This is a genomic window from Cellulosimicrobium sp. CpK407, assembly GCF_051844275.1.
GTDB lineage: Bacteria > Actinomycetota > Actinomycetes > Actinomycetales > Cellulomonadaceae > Cellulosimicrobium > Cellulosimicrobium cellulans_G.
In genome coordinates, this window is record NZ_JBGNYC010000011.1 from 15,638 (window position 1) to 38,262 (window position 22,625).

The 22,625-nt window shown below is 74.6% G+C and carries 20 protein-coding genes and 1 riboswitch; of the genes, 10 read left to right on the forward strand and 10 right to left on the reverse strand.

Going from position 1 to position 22,625, the window contains the following annotated elements; all coding sequences use genetic code 11:
• Positions 1–7: 7 nt before the first annotated feature.
• Both gcvT and gcvPB read right to left on the reverse strand, forming a co-directional pair.
• Positions 8–1,267: a glycine cleavage system aminomethyltransferase GcvT gene (gcvT, locus tag ABWU78_RS07035; RefSeq protein ID WP_253051656.1), complete on the reverse strand. Its 1,260-nt coding sequence runs from the start codon at positions 1,265–1,267 to the stop codon at positions 8–10.
• Positions 1,264–4,377, reverse strand: coding sequence for an aminomethyl-transferring glycine dehydrogenase subunit GcvPB (gene gcvPB / locus ABWU78_RS07040; RefSeq protein WP_253051655.1), 3,114 nt, complete (start codon positions 4,375–4,377; stop codon positions 1,264–1,266). Before gcvPB ends, gcvT begins: the two co-directional genes overlap by 4 nt.
• Before the next feature lie 131 nt (positions 4,378–4,508).
• A riboswitch (glycine riboswitch) is annotated at positions 4,509–4,616 on the reverse strand.
• 168 nt (positions 4,617–4,784) lie between these two features.
• Here gcvPB and ABWU78_RS07045 point away from each other — a divergent pair.
• The 3 genes from ABWU78_RS07045 to ABWU78_RS07055 are packed head-to-tail and all read left to right on the forward strand — an operon-like array spanning position 4,785 to position 8,949.
• Entirely contained in the window at positions 4,785–6,746 is a 1,962-nt protein-coding gene (locus ABWU78_RS07045) for an ATP-binding cassette domain-containing protein (protein ID WP_253051654.1), read from the forward strand.
• Positions 6,743–8,560 (forward strand): ABC transporter ATP-binding protein, encoded by a 1,818-nt coding sequence (locus tag ABWU78_RS07050; RefSeq protein WP_353706994.1) that lies wholly within the window; start codon positions 6,743–6,745, stop codon positions 8,558–8,560. Before ABWU78_RS07045 ends, ABWU78_RS07050 begins: the two co-directional genes overlap by 4 nt.
• 23 nt (positions 8,561–8,583) lie before the next feature.
• Complete coding sequence (locus ABWU78_RS07055; RefSeq protein WP_439157951.1) at positions 8,584–8,949, forward strand: SdpI family protein; 366 nt, start codon at positions 8,584–8,586, stop codon at positions 8,947–8,949.
• A 39-nt stretch (positions 8,950–8,988) separates the two neighbouring features.
• Here ABWU78_RS07055 and ABWU78_RS07060 read toward each other — a convergent pair whose 3' ends face one another.
• Together ABWU78_RS07060 and ABWU78_RS07065 are read right to left on the reverse strand one after the other, a co-directional pair.
• Complete coding sequence (locus tag ABWU78_RS07060; RefSeq protein WP_439157952.1) at positions 8,989–9,852, reverse strand: formate/nitrite transporter family protein; 864 nt, start codon at positions 9,850–9,852, stop codon at positions 8,989–8,991.
• Between the two features lie 122 nt (positions 9,853–9,974).
• Positions 9,975–11,468 (reverse strand): lactate/malate family dehydrogenase, encoded by a 1,494-nt coding sequence (locus ABWU78_RS07065; protein ID WP_439157953.1) that lies wholly within the window; start codon positions 11,466–11,468, stop codon positions 9,975–9,977.
• Between the two features lie 105 nt (positions 11,469–11,573).
• Between ABWU78_RS07065 and ABWU78_RS07070 the strand changes: the two genes are divergently transcribed.
• Positions 11,574–12,119, forward strand: coding sequence for a pyridoxamine 5'-phosphate oxidase family protein (locus tag ABWU78_RS07070; protein ID WP_313662765.1), 546 nt, complete (start codon positions 11,574–11,576; stop codon positions 12,117–12,119).
• Between the two features lie 8 nt (positions 12,120–12,127).
• On the opposite strand, the gene ABWU78_RS07075 is transcribed toward ABWU78_RS07070, so the two are convergent.
• Positions 12,128–13,045, reverse strand: a complete 918-nt coding sequence (locus tag ABWU78_RS07075; protein ID WP_439157954.1) for a LysR family transcriptional regulator — start codon at positions 13,043–13,045, stop codon at positions 12,128–12,130.
• A gap of 215 nt (positions 13,046–13,260) precedes the next feature.
• Between ABWU78_RS07075 and ABWU78_RS07080 the strand changes: the two genes are divergently transcribed.
• The gene (locus tag ABWU78_RS07080) at positions 13,261–13,653 is read left to right on the forward strand and encodes a CBU_0592 family membrane protein (RefSeq protein WP_439157955.1); all 393 of its coding nucleotides are present in this window, start codon (positions 13,261–13,263) and stop codon (positions 13,651–13,653) included.
• Here ABWU78_RS07080 and ABWU78_RS07085 read toward each other — a convergent pair whose 3' ends face one another.
• The 3 genes from ABWU78_RS07085 to ABWU78_RS07095 form a co-directional block, all read right to left on the reverse strand.
• Positions 13,654–14,082 carry a DUF1761 domain-containing protein gene (locus ABWU78_RS07085; RefSeq protein WP_439157956.1) on the reverse strand — a complete coding sequence of 143 codons (429 nt, stop codon included), beginning with the start codon at positions 14,080–14,082 and terminating at the stop codon, positions 13,654–13,656. It abuts the gene before it with no gap.
• Positions 14,083–14,126: 44 nt separating this feature from the next.
• Positions 14,127–15,014 carry an endonuclease/exonuclease/phosphatase family protein gene (locus tag ABWU78_RS07090; RefSeq protein ID WP_439157957.1) on the reverse strand — a complete coding sequence of 296 codons (888 nt, stop codon included), beginning with the start codon at positions 15,012–15,014 and terminating at the stop codon, positions 14,127–14,129.
• 151 nt (positions 15,015–15,165) lie between these two features.
• Entirely contained in the window at positions 15,166–16,347 is a 1,182-nt protein-coding gene (locus ABWU78_RS07095) for a pyridoxal phosphate-dependent aminotransferase (RefSeq protein ID WP_439157990.1), read from the reverse strand.
• 236 nt (positions 16,348–16,583) lie between these two features.
• Between ABWU78_RS07095 and ABWU78_RS07100 the strand changes: the two genes are divergently transcribed.
• A complete protein-coding gene (locus ABWU78_RS07100) occupies positions 16,584–17,201 on the forward strand; it encodes a hypothetical protein (RefSeq protein WP_439157958.1) in 618 nt (205 codons plus the stop codon).
• Positions 17,202–17,266: 65 nt separating this feature from the next.
• On the forward strand, positions 17,267–17,884 hold the full coding sequence (locus ABWU78_RS07105) for a DUF1992 domain-containing protein (RefSeq protein WP_439157959.1): 618 nt from the start codon (positions 17,267–17,269) through the stop codon (positions 17,882–17,884).
• A 92-nt stretch (positions 17,885–17,976) separates the two neighbouring features.
• Here the strand turns inward: ABWU78_RS07105 and ABWU78_RS07110 are convergent, their stop codons facing one another.
• The gene (locus ABWU78_RS07110; RefSeq protein WP_439157960.1) at positions 17,977–19,317 is read right to left on the reverse strand and encodes a carbohydrate-binding protein; all 1,341 of its coding nucleotides are present in this window, start codon (positions 19,315–19,317) and stop codon (positions 17,977–17,979) included.
• A gap of 250 nt (positions 19,318–19,567) precedes the next feature.
• Here ABWU78_RS07110 and ABWU78_RS07115 point away from each other — a divergent pair, with 250 nt between their 5' ends.
• The 3 genes from ABWU78_RS07115 (at position 19,568) to ABWU78_RS07125 (ending at position 21,998) form a co-directional block, all read left to right on the forward strand.
• On the forward strand, positions 19,568–20,755 hold the full coding sequence (locus ABWU78_RS07115) for an alpha/beta hydrolase (RefSeq protein WP_439157961.1): 1,188 nt from the start codon (positions 19,568–19,570) through the stop codon (positions 20,753–20,755).
• Between the two features lie 85 nt (positions 20,756–20,840).
• Entirely contained in the window at positions 20,841–21,251 is a 411-nt protein-coding gene (gene arr / locus ABWU78_RS07120; protein WP_253051639.1) for an NAD(+)--rifampin ADP-ribosyltransferase, read from the forward strand.
• Positions 21,252–21,407: 156 nt separating this feature from the next.
• On the forward strand, positions 21,408–21,998 hold the full coding sequence (locus ABWU78_RS07125; protein WP_439157962.1) for a VanZ family protein: 591 nt from the start codon (positions 21,408–21,410) through the stop codon (positions 21,996–21,998).
• Positions 21,999–22,055: 57 nt separating this feature from the next.
• Here ABWU78_RS07125 and ABWU78_RS07130 read toward each other — a convergent pair whose 3' ends face one another.
• Complete coding sequence (locus tag ABWU78_RS07130; protein ID WP_439157963.1) at positions 22,056–22,577, reverse strand: low molecular weight protein-tyrosine-phosphatase; 522 nt, start codon at positions 22,575–22,577, stop codon at positions 22,056–22,058.
• Positions 22,578–22,625 lie beyond the last annotated feature (48 nt).

A 22,625-nucleotide genomic window follows, 5' to 3' on the forward strand; every position in this document is an offset into this window, starting at 1 on the left:
TGCGGGGTCAGGACTGCTGGGGACGACGGTAGAACGGGAGCGGCACGACCACCACGGGCTCGGCCCGGCCGCGCACGTCGACGGCGAGCTCGGTGCCCTCCGCCGAGAGCTCGGGCGTCACGTACGCCAGCGCGATCGGGTACCCCAGCGTCGGCGACGGCGCCCCCGAGGTCACGGTGCCCACGCGACGCGCCGACTCCCCCACCGCTCCCCCGGGCAGCACGACGGCGTAGCCCGCCCGGGCAGGACGGCGCCCCAGCCCCTTCAGGCCGACGAGCACCCGCGCGGGCGCGGACTCCCGGCGCGCGGCGAGCGCGGTCCGACCGACGAACTCGAGCGGCGTGCCGTCGGCGGCGACCTTGTCGAGCTTGACCACGCGACCGAGACCCGCCTCGTACGGCGTGGTCGTCGTGTCGAGCTCGTGCCCGTACAGCGGCATGCCCGCCTCCAGGCGCAGGGAGTCGCGCGCGGACAGGCCGGCCGGCACGAGGCCCAGCGGCGCACCGGCCGCGAGCACCGCGTGCCACAGGTCGGCCGCACGGTCCGCGGGCACGAACAGCTCGAAGCCGTCCTCCCCCGTGTACCCGGTGCGCGCGACGAGCGCGTCGACCGGACCGGCGTCCGTCCGCAGTGCGAGCGGGGCGGCCGCGTAGTACTTCAGCCCGCGCACGGTCTCGGCAGCGTCCGAGCCGGCGTCCGCGCCAGCGACGTCCGTCAGCCCGACGACGATCTCCTCCGCGCGGGGGCCCTGGACCGCGACGAGCGCCGTGCCCGCACCCTGGTCCGTGACCGTGGCGTCGAAGCCGGCGGCGCGCTCGACCAGCTCGCGCGCGACCAGGTCCGCGTTCCCCGCGTTCGCGACGACGAGGAAGCGCTCGTCGTCGAGCCGGTACACGACGAGGTCGTCGAGGACCGCCCCGTCCTCCTGGCAGATCATCGTGTACCGAGCCCGACCCGGCGTGACCGCCGTGAGGTTGCCGACGAGCGCGTGGTCCAGCGCGGCCGCGGCCTGCGGTCCCGCGACCTCGATCTCCCCCATGTGCGAGAGGTCGAACAGGCCCGCGGCCTCACGGACCGCGCGGTGCTCCGCGAGGTCGGACGTGTAGCGCAGCGGCATCTGCCAGCCGCCGAAGCTCGTGAGGTTCGCGCCCAGCGCGACGTGCTCGTCGTGCAGCGGGCTGTGCTTGTCCGTCGGCTTGTCCGTCGGCTCGTCGGCCGGCCGGCCCGTCGGGTCTCCGGTCGGCTGGTCGGTCTGCTGGTCGGTCATGCGAGGTCTCCCGTCACGTAGGACTCCACCGGCGGGCACGAGCACACCAGGTTGCGGTCGCCCCGCGCGCCGTCGATGCGGCGCACCGGCGGCCAGTACTTCCCGGCGCGCAGGCTCGCGACCGGGTACGCCGCGAGCTCGCGCGAGTACGGCTTGTCCCACGCCTCGGCGACGAGCGCCGCCGCGGTGTGCGGGGCGCCGCGCAGGGGCGACTCCTCCACGCTCCAGCGGCCCGAGGAGACGGCGTCGATCTCGCCGCAGATCGCGATCAGCGCGTCGACGAACCGGTCGAGCTCGGCCAGGTCCTCGCTCTCGGTCGGCTCGACCATGAGCGTGCCCGCGACCGGGAACGACAGCGTCGGCGCGTGGAACCCGTAGTCCATGAGGCGCTTCGCGACGTCCTCCGCCGTCACGCCCGTCTCCGCCGTGATCCCGCGCAGGTCGAGGATGCACTCGTGCGCGACGAGCCCGGCCGGCCCCGTGTAGAGCACCGGGTAGTGGTCCGCAAGGCGGCTCGCGACGTAGTTCGCCGTGAGCACCGCCGTCTTCGTCGCCTCGGTCAGCCCGTCGGGGCCCATGAGCGCGACGTACGCGTACGAGATCGGCAGGATCCCCGCCGAGCCGTACCGCGTCGCGGAGACCGGCGTGGCCTGGGGTACCGCTCCTGCTCCTCCCGCGTCCGCCGTCGGCGCGAGCGGGTCGCCCGGGAGGAACGGCACGAGGTGCTCGGCGACCGCGACCGGGCCGACGCCGGGGCCGCCCCCGCCGTGCGGGATGCAGAACGTCTTGTGCAGGTTCAGGTGCGAGACGTCGCCGCCGAACTCGCCCGGGCGCGCGAGGCCCACGAGCGCGTTGAGGTTCGCGCCGTCGATGTACACCTGGCCGCCAGCCTCGTGTACGAGGTCGCACACCTCGCGCACGTGCTCCTCGTAGACGCCGTGCGTCGAGGGGTACGTGATCATGATCGCCGCGACCCGGGGGCCGTGGTCGGCGAGCTTCGCCCGCAGGTCGTCGAGGTCCACTTCGCCGCTCTCCGCGGTCCTCACCACGTCGACCTTCAGGCCCGCCAGGGCCGCCGACGCCGCGTTCGTCCCGTGCGCCGACGCCGGGATGAGGCACACGTCGCGCTCCGTGTCGCCGCGCGACACGTGGTAGTCACGGATCGCCAGCAGGCCCGCGAACTCGCCCTGCGAGCCCGCGTTGGGCTGCACCGAGACGCCCGCGTAGCCCGTGATCTCGGCGAGCGCCGACTCCAGGCCGTCGATGAGCTCCGCGTAGCCGAGCGCCTGGTCGGCGGGCACGTACGGGTGCAGGTCCGCGAACCCCGGCCAGGAGATCGCCTCCATCTCGGCCGTCGCGTTGAGCTTCATGGTGCACGAGCCCAGCGGGATCATCGTGCGGTCCAGCGCGAGGTCCTTGTCCGAGAGCCGCCGCAGGTAGCGGAGCATCGAGGTCTCCGAGCGGTGCAGGTGGAAGATCGGGTGCTGGAGGTAGCTCGTCTCGCGCCGGAGCGCCGCGGGCAGGGCGTCCGAGACGCCGCCGGTGGGGACGGCGGCCTCGCCGTCCGCCTCACCACCGCTCGTGACCACGCCTCCACCTCGCGAGGTAGAGGCCTGGTCCGGCGAGGTAGAGGCCTGGTCTGGCGAGGTAGAGGCCTGGTCTGTGAGGCCGAAGGCCGCCAGTACCGTGGCGAGGGTAGCGGCGGTGGTGGTCTCGTCGCAGGCGATCTGTACATGATGAGCGTCGGGGTTGTACAGGTTCACGCCAGCAGCTGCGGCTGCAGCGACGACGGCCTCCGCGCGGCCAGGGACGACGGTGCGGACGGTGTCGAAGAACGTGTCGTGCTCGACGGTGACCCCGCCCGCGCGCAGGGCGTCGGCGAGGGTCGTGGCGTGGGCGTGGGTGCGCTCGGCGATCGCGCGGAGGCCGTCGGGGCCGTGGTAGACGGCGTACATCGACGCCACGATGGCGAGGAGCGCCTGCGCGGTGCAGATGTTGCTCGTCGCCTTCTCGCGGCGGATGTGCTGTTCACGGGTCTGGAGCGCGAGCCGGTAGGCGGTGTCGCCGTCGGCGTCGATCGAGACGCCCACGAGCCGGCCGGGGAGGGACCGTTCCAGACCCTTGCGGACCGCCATGAACGCGGCGTGCGGACCGCCGTAGAACAGCGGGACGCCGAACCGCTGCGCCGAGCCCACCGACACGTCGGCGCCGAGCTCGCCGGGAGAGACCAGCAGCGTCAGGGCGAGCAGGTCGCTCGCCACGGTGACGAGCGCGCCCGCGTCCTTGGCCTCCGCCACCACGGGACGCCAGTCCACGACACGGCCCGACGCCCCGGACTGCTGGACGACGACGCCCACGAGCTGCGCGGCGTCGTCCACCTCGGCGGGGAAGCCCCCCGCCGCGCGGGCGGCGGCGAGGCCGACGTCCAGGCCGCCCGAGAGGTCCGCGACCACCACGGGAAGGCCGACGGCGTGCGCGCGACCGAGCGTCACGGCGAGCGTCTGCGGGAAGAGGTCGGCGTCCAGGGCCACGTAGCCGCTCTTCGCGCGCGAGGCACGCCACATGAGCGCGACGGCCTCCGCGACCGCGGTGGCCTCGTCGAGGAGCGACGCGTTCGCGACGTCCAGGCCCGTGAGGTCCTCGACGACCTGCTGGAAGTTGAGCAGCGCCTCGAGGCGGCCCTGCGAGATCTCCGGCTGGTACGGCGTGTACGCGGTGTACCAGGCGGGGGACTCGAGGACGTTGCGGCGGATCACCGGGGGAGTGACGGTGCCGTAGTAGCCGAGCCCGATCATCTGCGTCTTGACGACGTTCTTGCCGGCCAGCGCGCGCAGGTGGTCCAGCACCTCGGTCTCGGTGCGCGCGGCGGGCAGGTCGAGCGCGCGCTCGGTGCGGATCGACGCCGGGACGGCCGCGTCGACGAGCGCGTCGAGCGAGGCGTAGCCGAGCTGGTCGAGCATCACGCCGACCTCTCGCCCGCGCGGGCCGAGGTGGCGCGGCGCGAACGCACCGGTCGCGGCGTTGTGCCGTGAGCTGGGGTCGAAGGACGGCTGGGTCACGAGGGACTCCCGGTGGAGGGGACGACGGCGGGTCCCTCCCCGCTCTGTCATCGGACGCACGCGTCGACCTGAGAGTTTTGCCGGTCCGCCGTGCCGCGAGGGCCGGGGCGCGCCGACTTGCACCGTCGGTGGGCCGCGACCGCCGGGGGTCCGACGAGCGCACGGCCGCTTTCCAGAGTTGCCTCGCCACGACGGTACGGGGGCCTGAGAGATTCCCGGGGAGGGTTTGCTCCTTCGGCGCCGGCGGCGGCCCGCTGGACCGTGGCGCCGAGCTCTCCCGTCGTGGTTCGGGCGGCTGTACTGCAGTTGTGGGCTCGATCATACCGGTCGGGCCCCGGCGCGTGCCGCGCCGCGGGCACCACGGCCGTCTCATCGAACGGGTAATAACTACGGACCCCGAACGATCCGCGCTAGCGTCGCGGCGGACGAGGCGACGGAGCGACGCGGGTGGGGGAGCCATGACGACCGAAGGTGCGGCCTCGCAGCCGCCGCTGGGGGAGCGGGTCCGACGCTGGACGACCATGTGGGGGCTGCTGCGGCACGCAGGCGTCCCCATCGTCGCGGCGGGCCTCGCGCTGACCGTCCTCCTCGCCCTCCTGCCGCTCGTGTCCATCGTCGCCCTGGGCCGCGTGCTCTTCCTCCTGCCGAGCATGACCGACGGCGCGGCGAGCGCCGGGTGGAGCGACCTCCTCGCGGTGTTCGGCGTCGCGGTCGGGGCGCTCGTCGTGCAGCAGCTCCTCGCGCCGTTCCAGGCGGGGATCGTCGAGACGATCGGTCGGCGGGTCGACCAGCGCTGCATCGACCGGCTCCTCGGCGCGGCGCTGTCCGACGCCCCGCTCGCGCTGCTGGACGACTCCGAGGTGCTCGACGTCGTCGCCGACGCGCGCGCGGCGTTCGCGCGCCAGAGCATGAGCCCCGGCGACGCGGCCGGGGCGCTCGTCCCGCTCGTCGGCCGCTACGTGCAGGTCGTCGGCGCGGCGGTGCTCGTCGCGGCCGTCGTCTCGCCCGTCGCGGGTGCCGTGATCCTCGCGACGGCGCTCGCCATGCGCGCGGGGGTACGGGGCACGTTCAGCAAGCTCACCCCGATCTGGAAGACTCTCCACCCCCAGCGGCGCCGGATGTACTACCTGCGGGAGCTCGCGACCACGCCCGGGGTCACCAAGGAGGTCCGCCTCCTCGGCGTCCTCGGGTGGCTGCGCGACCGTCTGCGTCGGGAGACGATGGCCTACCTCGAGCCGCAGTGGGCGGTCAACCGTCGGCTCCAGCTCTGGCCGTTCGTCGGGTTCTCGGCGATCGGCCTGGTCGGCGGCACGATCGTCCTGGTCCTGGTCGCCGTCGACGACACGCTCGACCTCTTCGCGCTCGGCGTCGCGATCCAGGCGGTGCTCATCCCCCTGCGGTTCGGCGTGTACTTCCCCGAGTGCGACGTGCGCACGCAGTTCGGCCTGCTGTCGTTCGACGCGCTCGAGCGGTTCGAGCAGCGCCTGCGGTCGGCCACGCCCGAGCGCACCGGGGAGGACGACGACGTCCCCGTCCCGCACGGCGTGATCCGCTTCGAGGACGTGTGGTTCCGGTACTCGGACGACGGCGCGTGGGTCCTGCGGGGCCTCGACCTCACGCTCGTCCCGGGCACGTCGACGGCGATCGTCGGGCTCAACGGCGCCGGCAAGACCACGACCACCAAGCTCCTCGCGCGCCTCTACGAGCCGACGCGGGGGCGCATCACCGTCGACGGCGTGGACGTGCGCGACCTCCCGCTCCAGGCGTGGCGGCGCCGTCTCGCCCTGATCTTCCAGGACTACGTCCGCCTCGAGCTCTCCGTCACCGACAACGTCGGGCTCGGCGCGCCCGAGCTGCGCGACGACTCCGACCTGCTGCGCGAGGCGATCGTCGCGGCCGGCGCGGACGGCGTCGTGGACGGCCTCGCCGACGGTGCCGACACGGTGCTCTCCGGCGGGTACGCGGGGGGCCGCGACCTCTCGGGCGGGCAGTGGCAGCGGGTCGCCCTGGCACGCGCCCTCCTCGCGGTCGCGGGCGGCGCCGACGTCCTCGTCCTGGACGAGCCGACGGCGCAGCTCGACGTGCGCGCCGAGGCCGAGTTCTTCGAGCGCTTCCTCGCCCACGGCGCGGTCGCCTCGGTGGCGGGCGAGCGCGCCGTGACGTCCGTCGTCATCTCGCACCGCTTCTCGACGGTCCGCCCGGCCGACCAGATCGTCGTCGTCGCGGAGGGCCGCGTCGTCGAGCAGGGCACGCACGACGAGCTGCTCGACGCCGACGGCCGCTACGCCGAGCTCTTCACCCTCCAGGCCCGCCGGTTCCGCGACGGCTCACCCGACGGCCCCGACCCCGACCTCGGTCCCGACCGTGATGCCCGAGCCACCGGCGCCCCGACCGCCGTGACCTCCGGAGGTGCCCGATGAAGCGCGTCGCGCTCGCCGCCCGGTTCATGCTCGCCCACGCCTGGCGGACCGACCGGCGCCGCCTGCTGGTCGCGTGCGTGCTGCTGACGATCGGGTTCCTCGCCGGCCCCCTCGTCGGCGTCGGGCTGGGCCTCTTCACCGACGCGCTGGTCGACACCGAGGTCGCGCGCGCCGTCGGGCTCGCGTGCGCGGTGGCGGCCCTCGTCGTCGCGGAGCTCATGCTGGGCCACTTCGCCCACCTGTCGTACTTCGAGGTCGCGGACCTCCAGCAGCTTCACCTGCTGGACGAGGTCGCCCAGCTCACGCACGGCTCGTCCGACCTCGCGGAGCTCGACGACCCGGACCGTGTCCGCCTCCTCACGTCGGTGACCGAGGGCCTGCAGCGGGTCCGGCTCGCGCTCGAGGGCACGCTCCAGCTCGGCGGCATGGTGCTCCAGGTCCTGGTCACCACCGTCATCCTCGGTCTCGTCGAGCCGTGGCTGCTCCTGCTGCCCCTCGCAGCGCTGCCGCCCGTCTGGCTCGCCGACCGCGCGCAGCGCGTGCTCGACCGGGCGCGCGACGCCGCGGCCGACGACGTACGCCTCTCCCGGCACCTCGTCACCGCCGGGACGACGGGCACCTCGGCCAAGGAGATCCGGCTCTTCGGCGCGCGTCACCTCGTCGCGGACCGGCAGCGCGCGGCGTGGGACCGCACGACCGCGGTCCTGTGGAGCGCGCACCGGCGCTCCGCGCTGCTGCGCGCGGCGGGCCAGGTGTGGTTCGCGCTCGCCTACGGGGCCGCGGTCCTCCTCGTGCTGCGCAGCGCCGCGTCGGGCACGGCGGCGATCGGCCAGGTCGTGCTCGTCGTCACGCTCGCCATCCAGGTCAGCACGCAGGTCGCGGGCGCGCTGTCGCTGTTCGGCAACCTGCAGGACGCCGGACGGACGGTCGAGAAGCTCCTCGAGCTGCGCGCGACGGCGACGCCGCCGGGCGCGGCCGGCGTCGCGGGTGGCGCGCCCGCCGAGGGTGCGACCGCCGTCGGGCAGCTACCCGATCACCTCACCGGCGGCCTGCGCGTCGAGAACCTCACCTTCGGCTACCCGGGCGCGGACCGGCCCGTCCTCGACGGCGTCAGCCTCGACCTGCCCGCGGGCGCGACCGTCGCGCTCGTGGGGGAGAACGGCGCGGGGAAGTCCACCCTGGTCAAGCTCCTGTGCGGGCTGTACCGGCCGACGTCGGGCCGCATCCTCGCGGACGGCGTGGACCTCGCCGAGGTGGCGCCCAGCGCGTGGCAGTCGCGCGTCGCGACGCTGTTCCAGGACTTCGCACGCCTCGAGCTCTCGCTGCGCGAGGACGTCGGGATCGGGCGCGTGGACGCGCTCCACGACGACGACGTCCTGTGGGCCGCGCTCGACGAGGCCCGCGCCCGCCCCATCGTCGAGCGCTCGCCCGACGGCCTGGACCAGGTCCTCGGCACGAGCTACGCGGACGGCGCCCAGCTCTCGGGCGGGCAGTGGCAGACGCTCGGTCTGGCCCGCACGCTGCTGCGCGCCGACCCCCTCCTGCTCGCGCTCGACGAGCCCGCCTCCGCGCTCGACGCGACCGCGGAGCACGCGCTGTTCGAGCGGTTCACGGAGACCGCGCACCGGACGGGCAGCACGTCCGGCGGCGTCACGCTGTTCGTCTCGCACCGCTTCTCGACCGTGCGCGACGCCGACCTCATCGTCGTGCTCGACGGCGGCCGCGTCGCCGAGCTCGGCACCCACGACGAGCTCGCCGCCGCGGGCGGGTCGTACGCCGAGATGTACGCGCTCCAGGCCCGCGCCTACCGGTGACGGCCGTCTGACAGGGTGGGGACATGACCGCCGACACGATCGCCGACGTCGTCCTCCTGCTCGTGCTCGCCGGTGCCGGGGTCCTGCTCGTCTGGTGCGCCCGGGCGACGGCGTCCGGGCGCCTCGGGCGCAACCAGCTCGCCGGGATCCGCACCGCGACGACGCTCGCGAGCGACGAGGCGTGGCGCACCGCCCACCGGGCGGCCCGGCCGCTGAGCGAGGCCGCGGGCTGGGTGCTCGTCGCCGCCGCCCCGGTCCTGTTCCTCGTCGGCGACGAGGCAGGTCTCGTCGTCGTGCTGGTCGCGACGGGCCTGACGCTCGCGCTCACGATCGGGGGGCTCGTCGTCGGGACGCGCGCCGTGCGGCGCGAGGCCGACCGGAGCCGGTGACGCGCGCTCGGGTCGGGATCGCGTCGGGCGGGCCCCGCGTCAGGCGGGCTCGGAGACCAGCTCACGCTCCGCCGTCGGGCCGGGCCGGGACTCCTGGGCCGGGCGGCGCGACGCCGGGCGGCCGTGGGTGAGGTAGAGCGGGAGGCCGGTGAGGAGCAGCCCGCCGACGAGGTTGCCGAGCACGGTGGGGATCTCGTTCCAGACGAGGTAGTCCATGATCGTGAACTCGCCGCCGAGCAGCAGCCCGGACGGGAACAGGAACATGTTGACGATCGAGTGCTCGAACGACATGAAGAAGAACAGCATCACGGGCATCCACATCGCGACGGCCTTGCCGGGCACGTCCTTCGCGACCATAGCGCCGATGACGCCCATGGACACCATCCAGTTGCACAGCATGCCGCGCACGAACAGCGTGAGCATGCCCGACGCCCCGTGCTCCGCGTACCCGACCGTGCGGCCCTCGCCGATGTGCCCGATCGCCTGACCGACCTCGTTGGGCGGGGTGTCGAACCCGTACGTGACGACGATCGCCATCATCACCGCGACGGCGAACGCGCCGAGGAAGTTCCCGACGAACACGAGGCCCCAGTTGCGCAGGACGCCGCGCACGGTGACACCCGGACGCTTGTCGAGCCAGGCCAGGGGGCCGAGGACGAACATGCCGGTGAGCAGGTCGTACCCGAGCAGGTACAGCAGGATGAAACCGACCGGGAAGAGGACGGCGCCCAGGATCGCGTGGCCCGTGGTGACCGTGACCGTCACCGCGAACGCGGCGGCGATCGCGAGGATCGCGCCGCCCATCGCGGACCGCACGAGCGTGTCGCGCGTGGACAGCAGGACCTTGTTGGCGCCGGCGTCGATGATCGTCGGGACGAGCTCGGCGGGCTTGACGTAGGACATGGGCGGGCTCCGGTCTCTGAGGCGACGTCGCGGCAGGGGAGCGCCCGACGGCGCGTCCCACGCTAGGAACCCGCGGTTTCGCCCGCGTTCCCGCCGGGGAGCGACCTCGTTACCGGGGTCGCTCAGCGCGCGGGGCCACCCTGTGAGAACTCCGCACCCGACGCGGGCTCGACGACGACGGACCGGACCGTCGCGAGGCGCCGCACCGCGCGCTCGAGGGCCCGCGTGCGGCGCGGCGTCGCGCGGAAGGTCACGACGATCCGCCCCGCCCGGCCGTCGTCGTCGACCGGCTCCGTCGCGAGCGAGTCGAAGCTGACCCCGCGCGTCGAGAACACCCCGGTCAGCGCCGTGAGCGTGCCCGGCTGGTCGAGGCCGTGCACGGTCGCGACCCACGCGGCCTCCGCCCCGGCCCGGCCCGACGGCGCCCGGTCGCCGGTCGCGGACGACGCACCCGGGACGGGCGCACCGGTCCGGGCCCGCTCCCGGCCGGCGGGCCGGTCGTCGTCCCGCGACACCGTGCTCGTGGCGACCATCCGCTCGATGCCGTCCGCCGCGTCCGCGAGGCGCCGGGCCTCGTCGTCGGGCAGGTCGTCGAGGAGCACCCGCGTCCACCCGCCCGGCCCGAGGACCACCGGGACGCCGAGCACGCCGCGGTGCGGGACGCCGTCGTGCCCCGCGAGGGTCCGGTCGAGCGGTCCGTCGAGCCGTCCGTCGAGCTCGCCGTCGAGCGCGACCTGCCCGGCGACCACGATCTCGCGGCCGTCGAGGATCACCTCGAGCAGGTCGACCGTCGCGCTGGCCGTCCCGGCGGGCGTCTTCGCTCCCGACTGGTGCGTCATCCACGGTCGCGTCACGAGTCGCAGGTCGGCGGGCCACGTGTCGATGAGGTCGAAGGCCGCGCCCATGTCCGCCGTCGCGACGTGCGCCAGCTCGGTCTTCGCCGCGGCGATCTCGGCGGGCAGCGCGTCGAGCGTCCGGCCCCGACGCAGCGCCGCGACCGCGCGGGCCCGCTCGTCGGCGTCGAGACCGCTCACGCGGACCGTCGACCACAGCGGGACCGCGTCCTCGCCGTGCTGGCCACCGACGAACCCGCCGACGCGGTGCCGACGCACGCCCAGCTCGACCGCGAGCTCGCGCCGGAACCGCAGCGTGTCGAGCCACGCGCCCATCCCGAGCACGCGGTGGCGCCCGAGCCGCTCCGCCATGACGGCGACGCCGAGCTCCACGGGGTTCGTCACCACGACGACGACCTCGTGCCCTGATCCGTGGCGCGCGATCGCGTCCGCGTACTCGGCGAGGACGGCGCCGTTCGTCGCGGCGAGGACTCGGCGGTCGGGGTCGGCGCCCGTGCGCGCCGGGGGAGTGAGCCCGGCGGCGACCACGATCACGTCGGCCGTGACGTCCTCGGGGGAGTGCGCGACGTCGAGGAGCGGCGCGTGCTCGTCGTACGCGTCGACCAGGTCCGCGCGCAGCCCGTGCACGGCCCGACCCGACGCCCCACCGGCCCGGCCGACGAGCTGGAGCCGCGCCGTCGGCGGGAGCACCCGTCGCTCGACGATCTGCGTGCACACCTGCCGGCCGACGTCGCCCGTCGCCCCCACCACCGCTACGTCCACCCCGGCAGGCTACGTCCCGACCGATGAGTCCGGGCGCCCGGGCGCGTCGTGACAGGTGAGGACGGGTGACCATCTCGACGCAGCGGGAACGAGAGGAGCAGGACGATGACGACCGCCGACCCGACGGTGAAGAACCTCGACGGCTACGGGACGCCGCCCATCGAGTGGGCGCGCGTGCACGACACGCTGTTCGGCCGGCTCCCGCAGGAGCCCGGGGCCGGCGGGCCGAACCGGCACACGACGTGGCTCGCGACGACCGACCCCGACGGGAAGCCGCACGTCGTGCCGTTCGGCGCGCTCGTGCTGGACGAGGAGATCTTCCTGTGCTCCGGCGAGGGCACGCGCAAGAACCGCAACCTGCACCGCGACCCGCGCTGCACGCTCACCGTCGCGACGGAGCCGTTCGACCTCACCGTCGAGGGGCGGGCCGAGCGCGTCACGGACCCCGAGACCCTGGAACGCGCGGCGGCGGGCTTCCGCGCCGACGGGTGGCCCGCGACCGTCGACGGCGACGCGCTCACCGCCGAGTTCAGCGCACCGTCCGCCGGCCCGCCGCCATGGGCGGTCTACCGCCTGGTCCCCGAGCGCGTGTTCGCGTTCGGCACGGCCGAGCCCTACGGCGCCACGCGCTTCGACCTCCCGCCGAGGTAGAGGCCAGGTCACGCGAACGCGATGTCGGCCGCGGCGGCGACCATCTCGTCGAGGACCGCGGAGACGACCGGCCGGGGCTCGTGCCGGGTCGCGCGGTGGCGCGCGACGAGGCGGCGCGAGCCGAGGCCGGGCAGGCCGACGACCGTGACGCCGTCGGGCACCTCGTCCGACGCGCCGCCCTCCACGGCGAGCGCGGGGAGCATCGCGACGCCGAGCCCGGCCGCGACGAGGGACAGCGCGACGTCGAAGTCGTAGTAGTTGTGCCGCGTGCGCAGCGTCCCGCCGAGCCCACGGGCCAGACGGCGCAGGGCGCGCGCCGCGGCGGTGCCCGGCTCGGGTCCGAGCCAGACGGCGTCGCGCACGTCGTCGAGGCGGGTCGGGGTGGGCATGCTCGCCGGGACCACGAGCCGCCACGGCTCGTCGAGCAGCACGATCTCGCGCGTGCCGCGCGGCGCGGGGGAGTCGGCCTCGTAGTCGCGCTCCAGGAGCACGACGTCGAGCTCGCCCGCGCGCAGGAGGCGCAGCGCCTCGGTGGGCTCGCGCTCCTGCACGTCGAGCTCGATGCCGGGCGCCGTCTCGGCCAGGCGCCCGGCGACGGGCGCGACGACGGCGCGGATCGCCGTCTGGAACGACCCGACCGCGACGCGGCCCATGACCTCGTCGCCGAGCGCGGCGAGCGCCTTGCGCGCCTCGACGAGCTCCGTCTCGATGCGTTCGGCCGTCTCCGCGAGCACGCGCCCGGCCGGCGTGAGGGTCACGCCGCGCGGTCCGCGGTCGAGGACCGCGACGCCCTCCTCGGCCTCGAGCCGCTGGATCTGCTGGGAGACCGCGGACGGGGTGACGTGCAGAAGGTCTGCTGCCGCGAGAATGCCCCCGCCACGGTGCACGGCAAGGAGAAAACCAAGTCTGCGTGGGTCCGTCGCCATGTAGAGATGCTAAACGGCCGGTGCAGAGTCCTTCGATTGTGCTGAAGCGCGGGAGGCCTCACACTTGTCGTGGCGCCGGTCGGTTACCTCCTCCTCCTTACGGGTCGGCGCCCGAGCTTCCGCACCACCCGCGCCACCAGCCATCGGCCCGGAGCGCACAGCCACCGCAGCGTCGCGGTACCCCCTCCACCCCTCTTCGTCACCGGAGTACCGCTGTGCCCGTCACCCTCGACGCGTTCGTCATGTTCCTCGGCTGGATCGGCGCCGCCGCCGGAGTCGTCGCCTACGCGATGGTCAGCCGCGGCCGCTGGGCCGCGTCGTCCGCCCCGTTCCAGCTCACCAACCTCACCGCCGCGGGCCTCATGGGCATGGTCGCCGCCGCGAACGGGGTGTGGCCGTCGGTGGCCGCCAACATCGTGTGGATCCTCATCGGCGTGCAGGCGATCGTCGTGATCGTCCGCGCGCGGGCGCGCCGCCGCGCGGCCGTCGACGACATGGCGGCGGCCCCGGCCCCCGCGGTCGTCCCGGGCGCGGTCGCGGCCACCGCCTCCGAGTCGGCCCTGCCCGACGGCGACCCCTCGCCGCGCGAGGTCGGGCTCGCCGCCTGACTACACCCCGGCGGGCGTGACGAGCCCGATCAGCAGGCCCATCACGAGCACGGTGACCAGCTCGTGCGCGGCGTTGAGGACCGTGAGCCCGGCCGGTCGGCCCTCGAACGCGTCGTGCGTGACGAACCGCGCGGCGGTGAACCCCGCCCACAGCACGACGGCGGTCAGCAGCGCGTTGCCGAGGTAGCCGCCGCCGTAGAAGGACCACGCGAGGTACGTCGCGCCCGCCAGGACCCAAGCCGTGACGAAGCTGACCACGAGGGTCACGACGATCGGCACGACGGCGTCCCGGCCCTCGCCGGACGGGTCGACCTTCGCGACGCGCATCCAGTACGTGCCGAACACCTTCGGCGTGTACCAGACCGAGCCCACGACCATGCTCGACACCGTCGCCGCCAGCACCGCCCAGTAGTTGATCTCCGGAACCATCGCACCGCTCCCTCGCGTCGACGCCGTCGCTCGGAGCGTAGCGCTCAGGCGGCGGCGCCCGCCTGCGGTCCGACGACCACGTCGACCACGACCGCGCGGTGGTCGGACAGTCCGGTGTCGACGGCCGTCGCGGGGCCGAGGGCCCGGATCGTCGCCTGCCCGGGCATGGCGTCGACGAGGACGTGGTCGATCTGGCGGACGGGCCGGTCCGTGGGGTGGGTCGGCACGTCGGCGAGCGACGTGAAGCCGCTGAGCTCCGCGGGCTCCGGCGCGCGCAGGTTGAGGTCGCCGAGCAGCGCGAGCGGCCGGGGGAGCGGCGCGCACGCCCGGACGAGGGACCGGAACTGGTCCGCGGTGAACTCCGGACGGGACGTGGTGTGGGTCGTCACCACCGTGAGCGGTCCCCACCGCGTCACGACGGCGGCCGCGAGCGCCGCGCGAGGCTCGTCCGGGACCACGCGGAACGGGACGAGGCGCGCGGCCCCGCTCGCCGAACCGGGTGTCCGGCGCCGGACGCGCGAGCGCCACGGCATCCGGTCGAGCTCGAGCCGCGACCACCGCGCGACCGGGAACCTGCTGACCAGCCCGATCCCGTAGGACGCGACGCCGGGCACGCGCCGCACACCCGCACCCGGTCGTGCCGCGCGCACCCAGGCGCCCGAGACGCCGCGCAGGGTGGGGGAGAAGTGCCGGTGGTCGGCGCGCAGCGCCTCGGCGGCGACGGCGACGAGGTCCGCGCGCTGCGAGCGCGGCGCGTCGCGCTCCACCTCCTGCAGCGCGAGCACGTCCGCGTCGAGGTACGCGACCGCGCGCGCGAACCGCTCGACGTCGACCGTCCCGTCGAGCGCGGCGCCGTGCAGCGCGTTGAACGTCGCGAGGCGCAGCGCGCCGTCGGGTCGCGGGGGCAGTCCGGGCGAGGCGGCGGTCGGCACCGCACGATCCTCGCGCGGACGGACGATCCCCGCGACCACACCGGCGAGACAGCGACCTCCGGGCCGCGGGAGCACCCGGTCCCTGGGCGCCGGTCGCGCTCTCGGCCCGCGGGTCGCGGTGTCGGGGCGGTCGTCCGCCGTCGCGACCTCGTCAGCGGGTACGGCGCCAGGCGACGATGCGCTCCACCGCCTCCGCGACGGTCTCCGGGGCCGCCGCGAAGGAGAGGCGCACCCAGTCGCCGCCGCGGACGGCGTCGAAGTCGGTGCCCGGGGTCAGTGCGACGCCCGCCTCGGCGAGCAGCCGCTCGCACCACGTCACGGAGTCCAGGCCGTCGCCGGAGACGTCCGCGTAGACGTAGAACGCGCCGTCGGCCGGGGCGACGCGCGACCAGCCGAGGTCGTCGAGCCGCGACAGCACGAGCTCGCGCGACGCCGCGTAGCGCGCCACGTTCTCCGCGGCGGCCGTGTACCCCTCGGGCGAGAACGCCGCGACGCCCGCGTGCTGCGCGAGCGCGGGCGGCGACAGCGCGACGTTGCCCGCGAGCGCGTCGACCGGACCGACGAGCTCGTCGGGCAGCACGAGCCACCCCAGCCGCCAGCCCGTCATGGCCCAGTACTTGGAGAACGAGTTGACGACGACGGCGCCCTCGCCGACGTACCGCGCCGCGGTCGGCAGCGCGGCGGGCGAGGCGCCCGGGTCGCCGTACGTGATGCCGTGGTAGATCTCGTCGCTCACGAGCCGGACGTCGTGGTCGGCGCACCACGTGGCGACGGCGTCGAGCTCGGCGGGCAGGATCATCGTCCCCGTCGGGTTCGCCGGGCTCGCGACGACCAGCCCGTCGAGGCCGCCGTCGTAGTACGCCTCCATGAGCTGCGACACCGTGGGCTGGTAGCGCGTCTCCGGGCCGCAGTCGAGCTCGACGACCTCGCAGCCGAGCGCCCGCAGGATGTTCTTGTACGCGGGGTAGCCGGGACGGGCGAGCGCCACGCGGTCGCCGACGTCGAACGCCGCGAGGAACGCGAGGAGGAACCCGCCGGACGACCCGGTCGTCACCGCGACGCGCGCCGGGTCGACATCGACGCCGTACCAGAGGTCGTAGTGCTCCGCGATCGCGCGGCGCAGCGGCGGGACGCCGAGCGACTCCGTGTAGCCGAGGTCGCCGCGCTCCAGCAGCTCGATCGCCCGGCGGCGGACGACGTCCGACGCCCCCGTCGACGGCTCGCCCGCGCACAGGTTGAGGACCGACGCCCCCGCGTCGCGCAGCCGGTTCGCCTCCGCGAGCACCTCCATCACCGCGAACGGCGGCACGTGCGAGCGGCGCGAGACCTTCATCGACCCGGACATGAAGCCATCATGCCGGGTCAACGGGACCCGACCACCGCCGACCCCGGGGTTGTCGCCGTCGCACGGCGCCGAACCCGGGGTTGCGGGCGAGTTCGGCGGTCGGACGGCGCCCAACCCCGGGTTCAGCGCCGGGTCGGTCATCCGTTCGAGGGATGTCGGCGACGGCGAGGGATCGGTCGTCCGGGCGACGCGCCGTCGTCGGCCGGCGGGGTCGGATGGACGGCATGGCCGAGGACGTGTGGGACGACGGCTCCGAGGACCGGGCGAGGGACGATCACGCGCGAGGAGGTCGCGACGAGACGTTCCGGCCGGTCCGGGGATGGGGCGTGCTGTGGCGCAGCGCGTTCGTGCTGTGGCACGGCGGGCACGAGTACGTCGTGGACGTGGACTTCCTCGACTGGGACGAGCGGATCCGGCTCTACCGCGACCGGCGCCTCGTCGACGAGCAGCGGTCCCGGGCCCGCTTCGACCTCCCCGGCGCGCGGATCGAGGCCCGGATGAGCCTCTACGGGATGCGGTACGTCCGCGTCGTCGACGCCGTGGGACACGTCCGGGACGTCCCGCCGATGCCCGGCACGGCCGAGGCGTGGCGCGACCGCATGGACCGGGAGCGCCCGACGGCGAGCCGCGCCGTCGGCGTCGCCGCGTGGGTCGTGCTCGTGGTCGCGCTCGTGACGCAGGTGCCCCAGCTCCTCGACCTCGTCTCCGGGTTCACCGGCTGGACGCCGCCGTTCGTGCCCGACCTGCCCGCCTCCGTGAACACGGTGCTGTCCGTGGCCGGGGTGGTCGCCGCCGTCGACCGCGGGCTGCGGCGTCGGTACCACCCGCTCCTGGACGGCTGACCGGCGGCTCGTGCGGCGTCGCGGAGCCCGCCTAGGGTGGAGGGGCACCGACAGGGGAGGTTCTCGTGTTCCGACGACGGTCCCGCGCCACCTCGGACGACGACCCGGTCCGGCGCGCCGCGCAGTACCGGGTCGACCGCGAGATCGCGCGCGAGGAGTCCGACCGCGGGGACGCCGGGCGCGAGGAGGCCGGACGGTCGGACACGCCCGCTTCGCCGGGGGACGAGGCGCCCGCCGCAGCGTCCCGAGAGCCGGACGACGACGCGGGGCCCAGCGGACCGCGCCGTGTACGACCCGAGGACCGCGCGATGTACGTCGACACGGTGATCGACCAGGCCATCCGACGCGGGGAGTTCGACGACCTCCCGCTCGCGGGCAAGCCGATCCCCGGGCTCACGGGGACGCACGACCCCGACTGGTGGCTCAAGTCGGTCATCGAGCGCGAGCAGCTCACCGGGCTGGGACCGCCCGCGATGCTGCTCAGGCAGGAGGACCGGGAGCTCGACGACCGGCTCGACCGCGAGCTCGACGAGACGACCGTCCGCGAGATCCTGGCGGACTTCAACGCGCGCGTCGTCGACGCCCGCCGCCAGCTCCTGGGCGGACCACCGGTGGTCACCCCGACGCGCGACGTGGACCTTGAGGTCGCACGCTGGCGCGCCCGCCGCGACCGGACCGCCTGACGGCACACCCCCCCGTCGAGCACGACATGGGGGTCGTTATCGGGCTGATAGCGACCCCCATGTCGTGTTCGGTGGGAGCGGCGTCCGAGCGGCTAGCGGCCCTGGAGCGCTCGGACGTTGTCGCCGAACGTCCAGCCCTTGGAGCCGTCCCAGTTGATCGACCACGTCATGAGGCCCTTGAGGCGCGACGCGTACGGCTGGTACGCCTGCGTCACCAGCGACGGTGCCATGTAGCCGCCGCCCGCTCCTGCCTGGGCGGGGAGCCCCGGGACCTGCTTGTCGTAGGGCACCTTCACCGTCACGCCCTGGATCGTCAGGCCGGCGTTCAGGCAGTCGGTCTGCTTCTGGAAGCCCTGGACGGTCCCGGCGCCGTACGAGTCGCCGCTGCAGCCGTACATCGAGCCGTTGTAGTACTGCATGTTGAGCCACCACAGGCGGCCGTTGTCGACGTACTTCTTGATGATCGGCAGGTACGAGCCCCAGATCGAGCCGTACACGACGCTGCCGCCCGTCACGTACGCCGTCTCGGGCGCCATGGTGAGACCGAATCCGCTCGGCATCTCCGCGAGGACGCCGTCGATGATGCGGATCAGGTTCGACTGCGACGTCGACAGCGTGCTGATGCTCCCGCTGCCGGACAGCCCCGTCTCGATGTCGATGTCGATGCCGTCGAAGTGGTTGTCGCGCAGGATCGGCACGACCGTCTCCACGAAGCGGTCCGCGACGGCCGGGCTGGACAGGTCGATCCCGGCGGTCGCGCCGCCGATCGACAGGAGCAGGCGCGTGCCGTTCGCCTTCGCCGCGCACATCTCGGCGGGCGTGGGCACGTCGACGCCGGTGTCCATGCCGTCCTGCCAGAGCACGGTGCCGTCCGAGAGGATCACGGGGAACGCGAGCGTCACGACGTTGTAGCCGTGCGCGGAGATCCGGGGGTCGTCGATCGGGATGTGCCCGAGGCCGGGGTGCACGCTGTTGGACGCGCCGTCCCAGCTCTCCCAGTACCCCTGGAGCACCTTGCCCGCCGGCTTGCCCTGCACCGCGCAGTCGGTGGGGTCCGTGGGATCGGTCGGGTCCGTGGGGTCCGTGGGATCCGTGGGATCCGTGGGATCGGTCGGGTCGGTGGGGTCCGTCGGGTCGGTGGGGTCCGTCGGGTCGCACGCCCCGCCGTCGGACCACAGCGTCGGGGTCGACGAGGGGGTCCAGCCCGCCCCGACGTAGGCCGTGTGCGTGACGCGCGCCGTGTAGGTGCGCCCGTTGTACGTGACCTGGGTCCCGGCGGTGTACGTCGAGCCCTCCGCCCAGGCGGTGGCCGCACACTGGGCCGCGGCCGCGGGGGCGAGCGCACCAGGGACGACGGCGGCGCCGCCCACGAGGGCCGCCGCCAGGGCGACGGTGGCCGCTCCGGCGAGGAGCGGGGTCGGACGAGATCTCACGGGGCACCTCGAGTCGGTCGCACGGCGGCCGAGGCGGGCGCCGTCGGCCGATGATCCCGCCAGTCTGCAAGCGGGCCACGGCGTCGCGCATGAGGGAGAACCACACGATCCGCACGGCTCGTCCGGGCGCGGACCCGCGGGGTGTACGGGTGGTCCCGGACCTGCCGACGCACGCGACGTCGGGGGCGCGGCACGTCGCCGGCGCTGCCGCGCCGAGCGGCCTCGCGCCCGGGCGCCTAGGGTCGGCCGCATGGCCGACTGGCAGCCCGACGTCCTCGGCGACGACTACGAGCAGCTCACGCTGCCGCTCGCCCCCGACGACGAGGGCGACGTCGTCGCCACGCTCGTGCGTCGCCGTCGGCCCGGGGGAGCCGCGGCGGACGGCGCCGGCGCAGCGACCACCGCGGGGGACGGGCAGCACCTCGACGTCCTGTACGTCCACGGATGGTCCGACTACTTCTTCCAGACCGAGCTCGCCGACTTCTGGGAGGCGCACGGCGCACGCTTCCACGCGCTCGACCTGCGCAAGTACGGGCGCAGCCTGCGCCCCGGCCAGACGCCGGGCTACGTCACCGACCTCGGGACGTACGACGAGGACATCGAGGCCGCGCTCGCGGCGATCGGCCACCACGGCGACGGGCGCTCGCCGCGCGAGCTCGTGCTCATGGGCCACTCGACGGGCGGGCTGACGCTCAGCCTCTGGCTCGCCCGGAACCCCGGCCGCGCGGCGGCGCTCGTCCTCAACAGCCCGTGGCTGGAGTTCCAGACGCGCGAGGTCGGGCGCCTGCTGCTCGAGCCCGTGATCGGGGCGAGGGCGCGGCTCACGCCGACGCGCCCGCTGCCGAACGTCGACCTCGGCTTCTACACGCGATCGGTGAGCAAGGACTTCGACGGCGAGTGGACGTACGACCTCGCGTGGCGCCCCCAGCACGGGTTCCGCACCACGCCCGCGTGGCTGTCCGCCGTCTTCCACGGGCAGCAGACGGTCGCGCGCGGCCTGTCCATCGGGGCGCCGGTGCTCGTGCTGCTCTCCGCCCGCAGCACGCTGCTGCCCCGCTGGACGCCCGAGATGATGCACACGGACACGGCGATCGACGTGGACGGCGTCGCGCAGCGGTCCGTCCAGCTCGGCGATCTGGTCACGGTCGCGCGCCTCGACGGCGCCCTGCACGACGTCGTGCTCTCGGCCCGGCCCGTGCGCGCGCTCGCGTACGGGCGGATCGCGCAGTGGGTCGGCGCGTACCTCCCGCGTCCCACGCCTCCCGTGCCCGACGACGACCGGGCACCCGCGCCGGACGACGCACCACGGGCGGCGAGCGGCCTCGGTCCGCTGCTCTCCCGCCTCGGGGCGGGCGCCCACCGTGCCGGGCGGGCCGTCGCGCGCGCGGTGGGCTCCGCCGTCGGGACGCTGCGCGGCACGAGGGCCGGCCGCCGGTGAGCGGAGCGCTGACGGGGCTGGACCACGACGCCGCACCCCGCACAGGGCGACCCGCCCCGCGCACCCGCGGCCTTACGGTGAGCAGGTGAGCCAGACACTCGACCAGGGGCCCTTCTTCCACGGCACCAAGGCCGATCTCCGGGAGGGCGACCTGCTGACCGCGGGCTTCCGGTCGAACTACCGGCCCGAGGTCACCATGAACCACGTGTACTTCACCGCCCTCGTGGACGGCGCCGGCCTCGCCGCCGAGCTCGCGGCCGGCGACGCGGCACCTCGGGTCTACCGGGTCGAGCCGACGGGTCCGTTCGAGGACGACCCCAACGTCACCGACAAGAAGTTCCCGGGCAACCCGACGCGGTCGTACCGGAGCAGCGCACCGCTGCGGGTGGTCGGCGAGGTCACCGACTGGCCGCGGCTGAGCGAGGAGGCGCTGGCGGCCTGGCGCGCGCGTCTGGCGGCTCTCCTGTCCGACGAGCGGGGCGAGATCATCAACTGAGTGCTGCCGCTCCCGGGCGCCGCGCACACGCCGTCTCCCACCGCAGGGGGAGGGCGCCGGGTCGGGGCTCGCACCCTCGGTGGATACTCCGACGGCGGTCCGGCACTACCGTCGGCGACGTCGTGCGCGAGGTGCCCAGCAGAAGGAGCGGTACGAGTGTTTCGCGAGGTCCCTGTCCTGCCCGTCGTGGTGCCCCTGGCTGCCGCCGTGCTCGGGATGCTGCTCCGGCGTCTGCGCCGCGCGGACCGGCTCACGGTGCCGCGGGCCGCCGTCGCGCTCGCGCTCGCCGTCTACGCGGCCGGGGTCGTGGCCAACACGGTGTTCCCGATCTTCCTCGACAAGCCGGTGAGCAGCGCGCCGTGGAACGCCCACCTGACCCTCGTGCCGCTGGCGGACTACGAGGTCGCCGACGCGGTGATGAACGTCCTCGTGTTCGTGCCGCTGGGCATGCTCCTGCCGCTCCTCCTGGCGCGGACGTCGTGGTGGCGCGCCGTGGCGGCGGCGGCGGCCTTCAGCCTGGCGATCGAGGTCGTCCAGTACGTCACCTCGCACCTGCTCGGGGGCGGCCACATCGCCGATGTGAACGACCTGCTCTTCAACGTCGTGGGCGGCGTGCTCGGCTACGCGCTGTTCGTCCTCCTGTGCCGCGTCCCCGTGCTCGACGCGTTCCTCGAACGTTTCCGCTGGTCCGCAGGACCGCGAGCGCGCCTTGGCGAAGCGGACCTGCGTCGCGTGCATCCGCACTGACGGTTGCCCGGGTCCGCGGCGTGTCGCGGCGGCGGAGCGCGACCGCCCGACCGACGCTCAGCCGTCGAGCTGCGTGCGGACGAAGTCGACGATCCCGTCCGCGGCGGCCTCCACCTCGGCGAGGCAGTCCTCGAAGTCCTGCTGACCGCCGTACCAGGGGTCGGCGATGTCGAGCACGTGCTCGGGCTCGCCCGGCGCGACGCGGGGGGCGGCCGGGTCGAACGAGCGGTACATCCGCACCGGGCCGGCGCCGTCGAGTCGACGCAGGGCGCGGGCGTGCTGGGACGTCATCGCGAGCACGAGGTCGCGCGCGGCGAGGTCGCCCGCGCGCACCTGTCGGGCGCGGTGCGTCCCGTCGACGACGTACCCGTGCTCGGCGAGGACGGCCCGCGCGCGGCGGTCGATCGGGTTCCCTCGCTCCTCGTCGCTGATCCCCGTCGAGTCCACGACGACGCGGTCGCCGAGCCCGGCCGCCTCGAAGCGGTCGCGCAGCACCACCTCGGCCATCGGGGACCGGCAGATGTTGCCGGTGCAGACGGTCATGACGCGGTAGGGCGCGGGGGCCTCGGTACTGGTCATGGGCCCATTCTGCGGGAGGCGCGCGCGCTCCTCACGTGCGGCCGGTCG